The organism is Actinoplanes sp. NPDC049265 (assembly GCF_043197135.1).
Lineage (GTDB): Bacteria > Actinomycetota > Actinomycetes > Mycobacteriales > Micromonosporaceae > Actinoplanes.
In genome coordinates this window covers 25,204-38,804 of the sequence record NZ_JBICSP010000006.1, presented here as the reverse complement: position 1 = coordinate 38,804, position 13,601 = coordinate 25,204, and the positions used below count along the sequence as shown (strand labels likewise).

Annotated in this window: 10 protein-coding genes and 1 pseudogene; 7 read left to right on the top strand and 4 right to left on the bottom strand. The window is 72.5% G+C overall.

Annotated features, from left to right (window positions below; translation table 11 throughout):
• Positions 1–180 precede the first annotated feature (180 nt).
• Entirely contained in the window at positions 181–1,956 is a 1,776-nt protein-coding gene (locus tag ACGFIO_RS16835) for a glycerol-3-phosphate dehydrogenase/oxidase (protein ID WP_392827150.1), read from the top strand.
• Complete coding sequence (locus ACGFIO_RS16830) at positions 1,953–2,225, top strand: DUF4031 domain-containing protein (RefSeq protein ID WP_392827148.1); 273 nt, start codon at positions 1,953–1,955, stop codon at positions 2,223–2,225. The genes ACGFIO_RS16835 and ACGFIO_RS16830 overlap by 4 nt, the downstream gene beginning before the upstream one ends.
• Before the next feature lie 58 nt (positions 2,226–2,283).
• Here the strand turns inward: ACGFIO_RS16830 and ACGFIO_RS16825 are convergent, their stop codons facing one another.
• Positions 2,284–2,916: a metal-dependent phosphohydrolase gene (locus tag ACGFIO_RS16825; RefSeq protein ID WP_392827146.1), complete on the bottom strand. Its 633-nt coding sequence runs from the start codon at positions 2,914–2,916 to the stop codon at positions 2,284–2,286.
• Between the two features lie 16 nt (positions 2,917–2,932).
• Here ACGFIO_RS16825 and ACGFIO_RS16820 point away from each other — a divergent pair, with 16 nt between their 5' ends.
• Together ACGFIO_RS16820 and ACGFIO_RS16815 are read left to right on the top strand one after the other, a co-directional pair.
• A complete protein-coding gene (locus ACGFIO_RS16820; protein WP_392827144.1) occupies positions 2,933–4,138 on the top strand; it encodes an aromatic acid exporter family protein in 1,206 nt (401 codons plus the stop codon).
• A gap of 185 nt (positions 4,139–4,323) precedes the next feature.
• Positions 4,324–6,009, top strand: a pseudogene (locus tag ACGFIO_RS16815) (PrsW family glutamic-type intramembrane protease); the annotation flags it as partial.
• 1,174 nt (positions 6,010–7,183) lie between these two features.
• Here ACGFIO_RS16815 and ACGFIO_RS16810 read toward each other — a convergent pair.
• The gene (locus ACGFIO_RS16810) at positions 7,184–7,492 is read right to left on the bottom strand and encodes a GroES family chaperonin (protein ID WP_392827457.1); all 309 of its coding nucleotides are present in this window, start codon (positions 7,490–7,492) and stop codon (positions 7,184–7,186) included.
• Positions 7,493–7,639: 147 nt separating this feature from the next.
• Here ACGFIO_RS16810 and ACGFIO_RS16805 point away from each other — a divergent pair, with 147 nt between their 5' ends.
• Complete coding sequence (locus tag ACGFIO_RS16805) at positions 7,640–8,905, top strand: AI-2E family transporter (protein ID WP_392827142.1); 1,266 nt, start codon at positions 7,640–7,642, stop codon at positions 8,903–8,905.
• 14 nt (positions 8,906–8,919) lie between these two features.
• On the opposite strand, the gene ACGFIO_RS16800 is transcribed toward ACGFIO_RS16805, so the two are convergent.
• Entirely contained in the window at positions 8,920–10,923 is a 2,004-nt protein-coding gene (locus tag ACGFIO_RS16800) for an ATP-dependent DNA helicase (RefSeq protein WP_392827141.1), read from the bottom strand.
• Between the two features lie 107 nt (positions 10,924–11,030).
• Here ACGFIO_RS16800 and ACGFIO_RS16795 point away from each other — a divergent pair, with 107 nt between their 5' ends.
• Entirely contained in the window at positions 11,031–11,537 is a 507-nt protein-coding gene (locus tag ACGFIO_RS16795; RefSeq protein WP_392827140.1) for a DUF402 domain-containing protein, read from the top strand.
• Here ACGFIO_RS16795 and sigJ read toward each other — a convergent pair.
• On the bottom strand, positions 11,520–12,425 hold the full coding sequence (gene sigJ / locus ACGFIO_RS16790) for an RNA polymerase sigma factor SigJ (protein WP_392827138.1): 906 nt from the start codon (positions 12,423–12,425) through the stop codon (positions 11,520–11,522). The two genes, ACGFIO_RS16795 and sigJ, sit on opposite strands and share 18 nt — an antisense overlap.
• A gap of 95 nt (positions 12,426–12,520) precedes the next feature.
• Here sigJ and ACGFIO_RS16785 point away from each other — a divergent pair, with 95 nt between their 5' ends.
• A complete protein-coding gene (locus tag ACGFIO_RS16785; protein ID WP_392827136.1) occupies positions 12,521–13,501 on the top strand; it encodes a hypothetical protein in 981 nt (326 codons plus the stop codon).
• Positions 13,502–13,601 lie beyond the last annotated feature (100 nt).

The window sequence follows — 13,601 nt, the reverse complement described above, 5'->3', positions numbered from 1 at the left end:
CTCGGTCGTCACGTCGGAACGCCCGACCTGATGGGCCGGGCCCCACTGACGCTAGGGACGGTCAGGTGCAGGAAAGGTGCTGGTCAGAGCCGTTTGCGGTGGATATTCGCCGGTCCGGCGGGGCTGGTCCGGCGGGATTGGGCGGTCTCCGGGACGCCGCGGAGCGCTAACGTGGGACGCGTGCGTGATCCCTCGGTTTCCCGGTACGCGGCCGGCCGGCTCTCACCGATCCGCCGTACGACCGATCTGAAGCGTCTGCGCGACGAACAGTTCGACGTGCTGGTCGTCGGAGGGGGCGTGACCGGTGCCGGCGCCGCCCTCGACGCCGCCTCCCGGGGCCTCAAGGTCGCCCTGGTCGAGGCCCGTGACCTGGCCGCCGGCACCTCCAGCCGGTCCAGCAAGCTGATCCACGGTGGCCTGCGCTACCTCGAACAACTCGAGTTGCACCTGGTGCACGAGGCGCTCACCGAGCGCGGGCTGCTGGCCGGCCGGATCGCACCGCACCTGGTCCGGCCGGTGCCGATCCTCGTCCCGCTCGAGAAGTCGCATCCTCCGGCCCGGGTCTGGCACCGCGCCTACTACGGGCTCGGCGTGGCCGCCTACGACGCGTTCGCCGGCGTCTTCGGCAACGGCCGGAGCATGCCGCTGCACCGGCACCTGACCGGCCACGGCACCCGGCACCTGTTCCCCAGCCTGCGCGCCGACCGGATCGCCGGGGCGATCCGCTACTACGACGGGCAGGTCGACGACGCGCGGCTGGTGGTCAACCTGGCCCGGACGGCGGCCAGCCTGGGCGCGGCCGTCGTCACCAGCGCCCGGGTGGTCGGCTTCGTCCGCGAGGCGCGCGAGGTGGTCGGCGTCCGGGTCCGCGACCTGGAGGCGCCGGGCGAGCCGGACTTCGAGGTCCGGGCGCGCACGGTGGTCGCGGCGACCGGCGTGTGGAGCGACGACATGTCGCAGATGCTCAGCGACGTCGGGGTACGCCCCGGGCTGCGGGTCCGGGCGTCCAAGGGGGTCCACCTGGTGGTGCCGCGCTCGGCCATCACCGGCGAGGCGGGCCTGATCCTGCGTACGCCCACCTCGGTGCTCTTCGTCATCCCGTGGGGCGGCCACTGGATCATCGGCACCACCGACACCGACTGGCAGCTCGACCGGGCCCACCCCGCCGCCTCGGCCCGCGACATCAGCTACCTGCTCGACCAGGTCAACCAGTGGCTCGACCGGCCACTGACCACCGACGACATCGAGGGCGTCTACGCCGGCCTGCGCCCGCTGCTCTCCGGCGAGGCCGACAGCACCTCCAAGCTGTCCCGCGAGCACGCCGTGGTCGAACCCATGCTCGGGCTGATGCTGGTGGCCGGCGGCAAGTACACGACGTACCGGGTGATGGCGGCCGACGTGATCGACCGCGCCGTGCGCCGCCTCGGCGGCCCCTGGCGCCCGTCGCAGACCGCTGAGCTGCCCCTGCTCGGGGCCGACGGCTACGCCGCGGCCTGGCGCGACCGCCTCGACACGGCCCGCCGCCACGGCGTCTCGGCCGGCGTCGTCGAGCACCTGCTCGAACGCTACGGCACCCTGACGGTGCACCTCCTGGCTATGATCAACGCCGACCCCGCGCTGGCCGCGCCACTGAGCGGCGCCCCGGAATACCTGGCCGCCGAGGTCGCCTACGCCGCCCAGGCCGAGGGCGCCCTGCACCTCGACGACGTGCTCACCCGGCGTACCCGCATCTCCATCGAGACCGCCCACCGCGGCGCCGAGACCGCCAAGCACGCGGCCGAGATCATGGGCGAGGCGCTGGGCTGGGACGACGCCGTGCGCGAACGCGAGGTCGAGCACTACCTGGCCCGCGTCGAGTCCGAGCGCCAGTCGCAGAAGATGCCCGACGACGCCACCGCCGACGCCGCCCGCATCGGGGTGCCCGACGTGCGCGGTTACGCCGCCGACCGCCCTTGATCCTCGTCGACCAGCCCCTCTGGCCGGCCCACGGCCGACTGTGGTCGCACCTGGTCAGCGACCTGTCGTACGAGGAACTGCACATCTTCGCCGAGATGCTCGGCGCCCCCCGGCGAGCCTTCGACCGTGACCACTACGACATCCCCGAGGCCCGCTTCCACTCGGCCCTGTGGCTGGGCGCGACGCTCCTGCCGTCCCGCGACCTGGCCGCCCGCCTCCGCGCGACGGGCCTCCGCCGCCCCAAGCACCTCAGCCGCCCGCGCCCCTGACGCCGCGACCGCACCTCTCGCGGCCGTCGTCTTTCCTCGCGGCCGTCGTGCCCGCGGCTCAGCCGTTGAGCTCGCGTTCCAGGTTGGCGCGGGCCTTGGCCTCCCACGCCTCGCGCAGCGGCGGGTGGCGGTAGATCGACGGCAGTTCCAGCAGCGCCTTCAGCACCTGGGCGCGACCGTCCTTGAACGCGTCGTCCGGCACGTGCGCGTACTCCCGCCGGATCGCCGCCGTGTAGGCCGCGTACCGCTCCTCGTCGGCCGCCAGGATCGCCAGGTCGGCGTCGCACAGCAGCTCACCGTCCGGGTCGTCCGTGCCGGTGGCGTGCCCCGCGGTCAGCCCGACCAGCCGCGCGATCTCGGCCGCCACCTCGGCCGGCGCCCCCAGCGTGGTCAGCAGCCCCTCCGCGAACTCGGCGCTGTCCCGCTCGTTGGCATCCCCCAGCGCCCGAGGGTCGTAGACCGCATCGTGCAGCCACGCCGCCACGCGCACGCGGTCCGGATGCGGCGCGAGCGCCGCATGACGATCGATCACCTCGAGTACGGCGGACAGATGCGACACGTCGTGATATTGCCGTTGGGGTTCCGCCCAGCGTCCCAGCAGGTAGCCACCCGCCGCGTCCAGGTCGTCGTCCCCGGCTGTCGCCCCGGCACCCCGAACCGCCGCACGCCACTGCTCCGCAAGACTCGTCACCCCCTAAGTTTGGGTCATGACCGAGGCGGGCGACGAACCCACCGACCGCAGGGTGGCGAAGATCCTGGCCGGGATGCCCGGGCGTACCCGGCACGGTGCGGCGGCCGCGTGGACCCGGGTGCGCGGCGGCCTGTTCCTGGCCGTCCAGGCCGCCCTGGCCGCCGGCCTGGCCTGGTATCTGGCGAACGACGTGCTGCACCGGCCGTCGCCGTTCTTCGCCCCGATCGCCGCCGTGATCACGCTGGCCTCCTCGGTCGGTCAGCGCGCCCGCCGGACCGCGGAACTGGTCCTCGGCGTGGCCATCGGCATCGGTGTCGGCGACGCCCTGATCTATGTGATCGGCAGCGGACCCTGGCAGATCGGCCTGATCGTGCTCGGCGCGGTGCTGGTGGCCACCGCGGTCGGCGGCGGCACCCCGCTGGTCGTCCAGTCGGCGTCCTCCGCCGTGCTCGTCGCCACCTTGACCACCGGCCCCGGCCTGCCGTACACCCGCTTCATCGACGCCCTGGTCGGCGGCGGCGTCGGCCTGATCGTGATGACGCTGCTGCTCCCGCTGAACCCGCTCAGCGTGGTCCGCCGCTCGGCCGACCCGGCCCTCGAGGAACTGGCCGAGGGCTTGCACGGCGTCGCCCAGGGCCTGGCCGACCAGGACGACGAGGCCGTCGACGAGGCCCTGACCAAGCTCCGGGCGTCCGAGGCCACGTTCGCCGCGTTCTCGGCCGCCGTGGCCGCCGCCCGGGAGAACGTCGCCTTCGCCCCCGCCCGCTGGCGTACCAAGGGCGCCCTGGCCCAGTACGTCGACGGCGCCCAGCACCTCACCTACGCCCTGCGGAACGTACGCGTGCTGACCCGCCGGGTGCTGACCGCCATGGGCGACCAGGAGACCATGCCCGAGGTGCTGCCCGAGTCGATCAGCGCCCTCGGCGACGCGGTCGACCTCCTGCGGCAGGAGTGGGCACGCGGCGTCGAGCCCATCGCCACCCGCGAACGGGCCCTGCGCGCCGCCGCCGAGGCCGGCCGCGGTTTCGAGGAGGGCGTCGGCTTCTCCGGCGGCGTGGTGGTAGCCCAGATCCGCACCACGGCCACCGACCTGCTCCGTGCCACCGGCATCGAACACGCGGAGGCCCCCCGGCTGGTCCGCAAGGCGGTCGGCTGGCAGGCCAAGCGCCGCGCCGGCCGCTACCGCACGGCCCGTCCCCGCCCCGATCCCCACAGCTCCTGAGCTACCACTTTTGCCTCCCGGCCCCACCGCACGCCCCGTCTCGCTGTCGTCCGGGCCGCCCCGCCCCACCTCCCCGGGGCCGATGGCCAGCGGTGCGGATGCCGTTCGCCCGATCCGCGCTCTTCGGAGCCGTTCGTCCCGGCTCGGGCCAGCCGGGCCGGGACGGGGTGGCTACGCTGGTCGCTATGGCCGAACCAGCGCCGCCGAGCGGCTCGCCCGACCCGCAGCACCAGCCGGTCGCGCCCCCGCAGCACCAGCCGGTCGCGCCCCCGGCGTACCAGCCCGCGCAACCGGGCGCGCCGGCGACGCCGTTCACGCAACAGGCGGCGCCGCCGTCCGGGCAGCTGGGGCCGTCCGGGCAGCTGGGGCCGTCCGGGGCGCCGCTGGGTCAGCCGCCCGCCATCGTCGCGTTGCCGAGGCGCAAGAGCGGGTGGCGGCGCTGGCTTCCGCTGACCCTGGTGATCACCGGCATCGCGATCTGCTCGGTCGTCATGCTCGGTGTGCTCGGCTTCAACAACGGCATCCAAGGCCTGATCGTCGGCCTCATCGCGGCGATGCTGCCGGTTCCCGTACTCGTCGGCTGTTTCCTCTGGCTCGACCGCTATGAGCCCGAGCCGAACCGCTACCTGGTCTTCTGCTTCTCCTGGGGTGCCGCGGTCGCGACCCTCACGGCGTACTGGGTGAACAACGGCGCCGCTTGGCTCTTCGACGCCATCGGGCTGCCCGACGCCCTGGTCGCCGTGCTGATCGCGCCGTTCATCGAGGAGTCGATGAAGGCCCTCGGCCCGATGCTGTTGTTCTGGCGCCGCCGCGGCGAGTGGTCCGGCATCACCGACGGCATCGTCTACTGCGGAATCTCCGCCCTCGGCTTCGCCATGGTCGAGAACGTCCTCTACCTGGGCGGTCACGGCTACGCCGCGGGCAACGAACAGTACGGTCCGGCCACCGGCATCCAGAACGTCTTCCTGATCTTCATCGTGCGCATCCTCTTCACCGGATTCGCGCACCCGCTCTTCACCTCGATGACCGGCATCGGCCTCGGCCTCGCCTCCCGCTCCGGCGACCGCCGCGTCCGCTGGCTGGCCCCCATCGCCGGCCTGCTCCTCGCGATGATCCTGCACGGCACGTTCAACCTGCTGCCCACCCTGTCCGTGGCCACAGGTCAACCCATGATCATGTTGTACGGGTACCTGGGCTTCATGGTCCCGTTCTTCTTCGCCACGGTCGGCTTCGCCGTCGCCCTGCGCGGCTACGAGGGCCGCCTCAGCGAACGCATCCTCCCGCACTATGTCGCCGCCGGCTGGTTCGCGCCCCCCGAGGTGGCGTCCCTGAGCAGCCTCGGCCGCCGCCACTCGGCCCGCCGCTGGGCCCAGCGCGTATCCGGCCAGGCCGGCATGCGGGCGATGCGCAGCTTCCAGTTCGCCGCCACCCGCCTGGCCATCGTCCGCGACGGCATGGAGCGGGGGTTGCTCCGCGGCTCCGAGGACCAGGCCCGCGCGGTCGAGGAGGAGCGGGAACTGCTCACCGCGATCGGCGACTACCGAGCGGCCTTCTCCGGCCGCGACCCGCAGATGCCCCGCGCCTTCTGGAACGGCCACGACTACCAGATCGCCTTCCCCGACGGCGTGACCCGAACGGTGGCCGCCCCTGTCGAGCCGGTCGTCCCCGTGCCGATCCGGATGGCCCAGCCGGCGATGGCGGGGGGCGGTGGCTATGGCGGGGCTCCTGGCTATGGCGGCGCTCCTGGCTATGGCGGCGCTCCTGGCTATGGCGGCGCTCCTGGCTATGGCGGCGCACCTGGCTATGGCGGCGCACCTGGCTATGGCGGCGCACCCGGCCAAGGCGGGGCTCCTGGCTATGGTGCGGCTCCTGGCTATGGCGGCGTTCCCGTTTACGGCGCGACTTCGGGCTATGGCGGCGCTCCTGGTTACGGCGCGGCCCCAGGTTACGGCGGCGCTCCCGGCTACGGGTACGGGTCCGCGCCCGGTTACGGCGGCGGATCTGGCTATGGGCCCCCGCCCGGCCACGGCGCCGCCCCTGGGTATGGAGCGACGCCGGGTCAGGGCGAGACGGCGGGCGCCGGGGCTACTCCCGATGCCAGCTACGGTGCTCAGCCTCCGCATGGGGTGCGGCCTTCGGCTCCTCCCAGCCCAGTCGGTCCGGGCTGGGGTGCTCCGGCCGGTGGCGGTTACGCCGATCCGCAGCCAAGCCCAGGCCCCGGCGCCGCTCCGCAGATCCGCCCGCAATCTCCGCAGCCCTCCGGTGACCAGGCCTACGGCAACCCCGCCACTTTTGGTGGTTCCGAGGCGGTGGCATCGGGCTACCCGCAGGCGGCTCAACCGGGCGCTGCGCCTGGTCCCGGCGCCGCCCCGGCACCGGGAACGCATCACTCGCCGCCGCCGCACCCCTCGTCAGCGCAGCCGTCGGCGTCCGGGGCCTCAGGGCCGTCGCACGGCACCGGGTGGGGCGACGCGCCCACCTCAGCTGCCGCCGGCATGCCCGGCTACGGGTCGCCATGGCCCGAGTACAACTCGCCGCTCTCCGGGCCCGGCGCACCGTCCTCCGGGCCCGGCGCACCGTCCTCCGGCTCGTCACCGTGGTCGGCTGACTCGGGCGGAACGTCACCCGCCGCGAGCGGATCCACCGATGCCGGTGAGTCGTCGGACTCGGGTTCCTCGTCGCCCTCGGACGGGGGATCGTCCTCTTCGTCCGACGGGTCGTCCTCGTCCTCGGACAGCTCGTCGTCGAGCTGAGGCGCTCCGCACGTCTCAGCTAAGGTCCCCCGGCAGGCAGTCACATCGCCTACGCGGGGACCTGCTTCCTCGATGCCGCCTGGGATGTATAGCGGATGAAGATCTCAGGCCCGGCCCGATTCTCAGGCCCGGCCCGATTCTCAGGCCCGGCCCGATTCTCAGGCCCGGCCCGATTCTCAGGCCCGGCCCGATTCTCAGGCCCGGATGCGGGCGCTACGGCCTTGAGCGGCAGGGTGGCCGCTTCGGCATGGGGAGCGTTGTGCCCGGCGTACCCGTCGGATCTGGATCTCGGTCAGAGGTAGAGGCCGGTGCTGTCGGAGGAGACGCGGTTCGCTGCCACGGCGTGGACGTCGCGCTCGCGGAGCAGGATGAACTCGCGGCCGTGCAACTCGACCTCGGAGCGGTCGTCGGGGTCGAAGAGCACGCGGTCGCCCACCACTATGGAACGGACGTTCGGGCCGATGCCGACCGCGGTGGCCCAGGAGAGCCGGCGGCCCATCGACGCCGTCGCCGGGATCACGATGCCGCCGCCGGAGCGGCGCTCGCCCTCGCCGCCGTCCATCCGCACGAGGACACGGTCGTGCAGCATCCGGATCGGCATCCCGGTATCGGTGGTGGTGTCGGCAGTCACGACGCTGACGGTACGCCCGCCGCGCCGACCGGTGAGACTCGGCCACGTGCGGCGCGGAAGTGTCGTGTGGTGCGACTACGGTGATGGAGACGCGATGACGCGAGGAGGATCGGCCGGGTGAGTCGCTTTCAGCGTGTGCGGGACAACCTACGCCGCGCATACGAGAGTGGGCGTGAGTCCGTGCGGATCGCTCGCGCCGAGCGGGAGCGGCAACGCGACGTGGAGCCGGAGGTCGAGTTCGCCCCGCCGCCACCGCCCGACCCGCTGGACAACCAGTCGACCACCAGCCGTGACGACGCCGAGGTGCCGCACGCGCTGCGGATCGCCGCCGCCTGGTCGTGGCGCCTGATCGTGGTCGGTGTGGTCGGCTGGGCGCTGCTGCGCTTCGTCGGGATCATCAGCATCGTCATGATCCCGCTGGCCATCGCGCTGCTGCTGTCCGCGCTGCTGGCGCCGGCCGTGGGCTGGCTGCTGAAGCTGAAGGTGCCGCGGTCGCTGGCCACCTTCCTGGTGCTGATCTGCGGGCTGGCGGCCGTGGCGGGCACGTTGACGCTGGTGGTCAACCAGTTCGTCGACGGTCTGCCCAATCTCACCGACAAGGCCAGCGACGGCATCCGGCAGATCCAGAACTGGGCCCGCACCGGCCCGCTGCACCTGTCCGACGCCCAGGTCGACAAGGCCATCGACCAGGCCCAGTCGTGGATCAACGCGAACACCTCGTCGCTGACCTCGACCGGCATCTCGACCGCCGCGACGCTGGCCGAGATCCTCACCGGCGGGCTGCTGGTGCTCTTCTCGACGTTCTTCTTCCTGCGCGACGGCCGCAAGATCTGGCGCTTCCTGGTCCGGCTGTTCCCGGTGAACGCCCGCTGGTCGCTCTCCGACGCCGGCGACGCCTCCTGGTCGACGCTGGGCGCCTACGTGCGGGCCACGGTCCTGGTGGCCTTCATCGACGCCACCGGCATCGGCCTGGCCCTGGTGATCCTCAACGTGCCGTTCCCGTTCCCGCTGGCCGCGCTCGTCTTCCTGGGCGCCTTCATCCCGATCGTCGGCGCCAGCGTCTCCGGCGCGGTGGCCGTGCTGGTCGCCCTGGTGGACCAGGGCTGGGTGATCGCCCTGATCGTGCTCGGTGCGGTGATCGCCGTGCAGCAGCTCGAGGGGCACGTCCTCCAGCCGCTGATCATGGGCCGGGCGGTCGCGATCCACCCGCTGGTGGTGATCATCGGTATCGCGTCCGGCGTGGTCGTCGCCGGCATCATCGGGGCGCTGGTCTCCGTGCCGTTGATCGCGGTCCTCAACACGGCGGTCCGGCGGTTGGCCCGCCGCCGGCCCGAGATCCCGCCGGACGCGGTCGTCGTCACGGCCGAGCCGCCGGCGAGCTAGCGCGCCCCGGCCGGTCAGGGTTTGTTGGCGAGGCGCTTCAACGCTCCCACGGCGACTTCCTGCCGGGTCGTGTACCAGAACGGCGGCAGGGACTCGCGGAGGAAGGCGCCGTAGCCGCGGGCGGTTTCCAGCCGGGAGTCGAGGACGGCGACCACACCCTTGTCGCCGGTCGACCGGATCAGCCGGCCGACGCCTTGGGCCAGCCGGATCGCGGCGATCGGAACGCTCACCGCGGAGAAGCCGGAGCCGCCGGCCGCGTCGACCGCCGCTGCCCGGGCCGCCGCCAGCGGCTCGTCGGGCCGGGGGAAGGGCAGCCGGTCGATGACCACCAGCTGGCAGGACTCGCCCGGGACGTCCACGCCCTGCCACAGCGACATCACGCCGAAAAGGCAGGTCGCCCGTTCTTCGCGGAATCGGCGCACCAGCAGGGGCAGCGCCTCCTCACCCTGCAGCAGGACCGGCAGCGTCGTCCGGGCGCGGACCAGCTCGGCCGCCTGGGTCGCCGCCCGCCGGGACGAGAACAGGCCCAGCGTAGCCCCGCCCAGCGCCTGCACCAGCTCGAGCAGCTCCTCGCCGGCCTTGTCGGGCAGCCCGGACGCCGCGGGCCGGGGCAGGTGCGACGCGACGTAGAGGATGCCCTGCTTCGGATAGTCGAACGGCGAGCCCACGTCGAGCGAGGTCCAGCCCTCGCCCGAGGTGTCCTGCGGTGCGCGGGGCGCCGGCAGGCCCAGCGACCGCGCCACCGTGTCGAAGCGGCCGCCCAGCGTCAGCGTGGCCGAGGTGGCGACCACGGTGCGTTCGTCGTAAAGCTTGTTGGCCAGCGTGCCGGCCACGGACAGCGGGGCGACCACGAGCGCCCGGCGCCCGCTGCCGACGTCGGGCTTCTCCACCCAGGCGACGTCGAAGTCGGACTCTTCCAGCAGGCGGCGGGTCGTCTCGGAGACCTCGTCCAGGGTCGCTTTGGCCTGCTGCTTGCGGACGGGGTCGGGATCGTCGGTCTTGATCTCGCCGATGGCGGACAGGGCCTGGCGGGTGGCCTGGTCGATCAGGATCACCGCCTGGGCCAGCATCGGCGGGAGCCCGGTGGTGATGCGGCCGGCCGGCGCGTCGCCCAGGCCGACGGTCAGCGCGTCGGCGGCCTCGGCCAAGGCTTCGGCGACGGGCTGCGGGATCAGCGGGCGGGCGCGCTTGGCGGCCCGCTCGACCGACTCCGGGCTCAGCTCGGCCTGTGACGCTGACGACACTCGCTCGGCCAGCTCGTGTGCCTCGTCGATGACCAGCAGCTTGTGCGGCGGCACGATGTTGCGCTCGGCCAGCATGTCGACCGCGAGCAGGCTGTGGTTGGTGACCACGATGTCCGCCTCGCGGGCCCGGGTGCGGGAGGCCTCGGCGAAACACTCCTGACCGTACGGGCAACGCGCCGCACCGACACAGTCCCGGGCCGGCATGGACACCTGCCGCCACGCGGTGTCGTCGACGCCCGGGTCGAGCTCGTCACGGTCGCCGGTGGTCGTCTTTTCCGCCCAGGCCTGCAGCCGCTGGATCTGCTTGCCCAGCCGGCCCGCCTCGCCCAGCCACTGCGTGCCGCCGCGCTGGGCGGGCGCCGCGTCGAACAGCGTGTCGGTGGGCTCCTCCTCGTCAGCGTGTTCCATCTTTGCCACGCAGAGGTAGTGGTGCCGACCCTTGAGCACCGCGAACTTGGGCCGCCGCCCGAGCATCGGTTCGACCGCGTCGGCCAGCCGGGGCAGGTCGTGCTCGACCAGCTGGTTCTGCAGCGCCAGGGTGGCCGTCGACACCACCACCGGACCGTCGACCAGCAGCGACGGTGTGAGGTAGGCCAGCGACTTGCCGGTGCCCGTGCCGGCCTGGACGAGCAGGTGCTCCTTCTCCCGGACGGCCCGCTCGATCGCGTTGGCCATCTCTTGCTGGCCGGGGCGGGCCGCGCCGCCGGGCACCGCGCCGACGGCCGCCCCGAGCAGATCGGCGGCCTTGGCCTTGCGGCGGGTCGTAGCGGTCATGATCGCCTGCCCGGGGCGGCGGATGGGGATGACGGAGAAGGCTCGACCACGACGGAGACCGTACCCGCAGCCACCGACAAATTCCTCGCACCGTTAGGGTGCCTGTCATGCCGAGCGAGACGGTCCGGGTCGTCTATACGAAGTTTGACGGCTCGGCGCACCGCGATTATCCGGCCCGCAAGCTCAGTGAGGATGACCTGGGCATCTGGGTGGGTGTGCCGCGTGGCACGGCCTCCGTCTACCACGGACGGCCGTCGGTCGAGCAGATCCCGTTCGTGCTGCTGATCCCGCACGCGGCGTGGTGGACCGGCATGTTCAACCCCCCTCCTCGCACCAGCGAGGTCTATTGCGACATCACGACCCCCGCTCGGTGGGAGGGTGACACGGTTCACATCGTGGATCTGGACCTCGACGTCGTACGCCGGCGCGAGACCCAGCTCGTCGAGCTGCGTGACGAGGACGAGTTCGCCGAGCACAAGGAACAGTTCGGCTATCCCGGCGAGGTCGTCACCGAGGCGTACGCGGCCGCCCGCAAGCTCATGGTCGCCCTGGGCGACGGTTCCGAGCCGTTCGCCACGCAGTACCGCAAGTGGCTGTCAGACGTCGTCGACTAGGCCCAGCGTCTCGATGTCGCCCAGCTTGCCCGGGTTGAGCTGGTTGTAGACGGCGGTGACGCGGCCGTCGGCCACCGCGAGCGTCATGACCGACCGGAATTCCCGACCGTCCGCGAACCGGCCGTGCGCGAAGAGGCCGAGATCGCCGTTGACCAGTACCGGTGTCATGGTCATGTCGGTCATCGTGCGTAGCCGTCGGTTGATCAACCCGATCCAGAAGCGGGCCACCCGGTCGGCGCCGGCGACCACACGCGAGCCGGCGTTGACGACCCCACCGCCGTCGCCGATCGAGACGACGTCCGGTGCCAGCACCGCGGCCAATGCCTGGATGTCGCCGGAGTCGGCCGCCGTCATGAACGCCTCGAGCACCCGACGTTGCTCGGGGAGGTCCGCGTTGTGCCGGGCGCGGTCCTCGGCCACCGCGCGGCGCCCTCGTGAGGCGTGCTGGCGGGCCGCGGCCACCGAGGTGTGCAGGACGTCGGCGATCTCCTCGTACGGCACCGCGAACGCGTCGTGCAGCACCAGCGCGACTCGTTGCTCCGGGGTGAGCTTCTCGAGGATGACCAACAGGGCCAGGCCGACCTCGGTGCGCTGGGTGACCCGCTCGGCCGGGTCGTCCAGCCGGGTGACGACCGGCTCCGGGAGCCACTGACCGGGGTACGCCTCCCGTCGCACCCGTGCCGACTTGAGCACGTCGAGGCTGAGCCGCCCGACGACCGTGGTCAGCCAGCCGCGCAGGTCGTTGATGTCGGTCTCCCGGCGCGCCTTGTCGAACCGCAGCCACGCCTCCTGAGCGACGTCCTCCGCCTCGGCCCGGCTGCCCAGCATCCGGTAGGCCACCGAAATCAGGTGCGGCCGCTCGCGCTCGAACTCCTCCTCGGGGGACATGGTGACAATTCTCTGCGAGATTGCCTGATCGCGGCAGCCATCTGTGTCACAGTGGCTGCACCGAACGTACTATTTGTCCGATCTCGGAGAAAGCCGTGGCCAACGATGTAATCACCATGGTCGGCGGTGCCGTCGGCCTGGCCGGTGCCGTGGGTGCGCTGTCGGCCGGAGTTGCCGCGGTGCGCCGACCGGCGCCGTACCAGCCGTCCGGGCATGCCCTGGCCGGCGCCGACATTGTCGATCCGCTCCCCGCTGTCCTCAAGAGCGGGCTCGCCGGCCTGACTGTGCCGGTGCTGCCCGGCCCGCACGGAGAGTTGTTCATCGGCCCCGGGGCGCCACAACCGGGGCGTACCCTGCGCCGTCTGGTCCTCGGCCCGCTCCTGGCCCGGGCCAAGGCCCGTGGTGGACGCCTGCGCCCGGACCAGACCGTGCCGTTCCGGCTGGTCGTGGAGTTCACCGGGCCCAACCGCGACGCGAAGACGTTGCTGCGTGCCTACCGGATGCTCGATCAGCAACTGCGCGACCACGCATCACTGCTCAGCCGGTGCGAGGACGGCAAGCTCGAGCCGGGTGCGGTGACCGTTGCGGTCGCCGGCATCGTCGACGTGCGGGAACTCCTCGTCGCCGAACGTCGCCGCTACGCCTTCGCCGACGGCACCTTCGACGACATCGGCTCGCGGTCGGCACCGGCGTCGCTGGTCCCGATGATCAGCGAGCCCTGGTCGCGGCGTTTCGGCTGGGACGGGCGGGAACCCATCTCGGCCGAGGAGCGGCACCTGCTCCACGCCATGGTGCGCGCCGCGCACGAGGACGGGCGTACCGTCCGCATCTCGGGCCTGAGCGCCGGCGCACGCAGCGCTCGCCGCGCCGTCTGGACTGAGCTCGGACTGGCCGGCGTCGATGTCCTGGCCGACCCGGACCACAGCGGGCTGGCCCGCCACCTGCGCCGTCACCCGGTGAGTCCGCAGACCGCGGTGCAGATGTTCGTCGCCAAGCCGGTCCGCCGGTCCGCCCCTGCTCCACGTGCCGTCGTCTCGGACGATGCGACCGCGTTGCGTAAGGTGAACAACGCCTGACCGGCGGGTGATCGGGAAGTGAGCCGGGGTGGGCGAGGAAACACGCCGCCCGGGCGTTACCTATTGTTCCCGAAGAATCTCCTCTTCCGTCGATCGAGGT

Excerpts from the sequence above, each read along its gene's own strand:
- ACGFIO_RS16820 (WP_392827144.1), top strand. The coding sequence starts at position 2,933 with ATGACCGAGGCGGGCGACGAACCCACCGACCGCAGGGTGGCGAAGATC.
- ACGFIO_RS16800 (WP_392827141.1), bottom strand. The coding sequence starts at position 10,923 with ATGACCGCTACGACCCGCCGCAAGGCCAAGGCCGCCGATCTGCTCGGG.
- sigJ (WP_392827138.1), bottom strand. The coding sequence starts at position 12,425 with ATGTCCCCCGAGGAGGAGTTCGAGCGCGAGCGGCCGCACCTGATTTCG.
- ACGFIO_RS16795 (WP_392827140.1), top strand. The coding sequence starts at position 11,031 with ATGCCGAGCGAGACGGTCCGGGTCGTCTATACGAAGTTTGACGGCTCG.
- ACGFIO_RS16810 (WP_392827457.1), bottom strand. The coding sequence starts at position 7,492 with ATGCCGATCCGGATGCTGCACGACCGTGTCCTCGTGCGGATGGACGGC.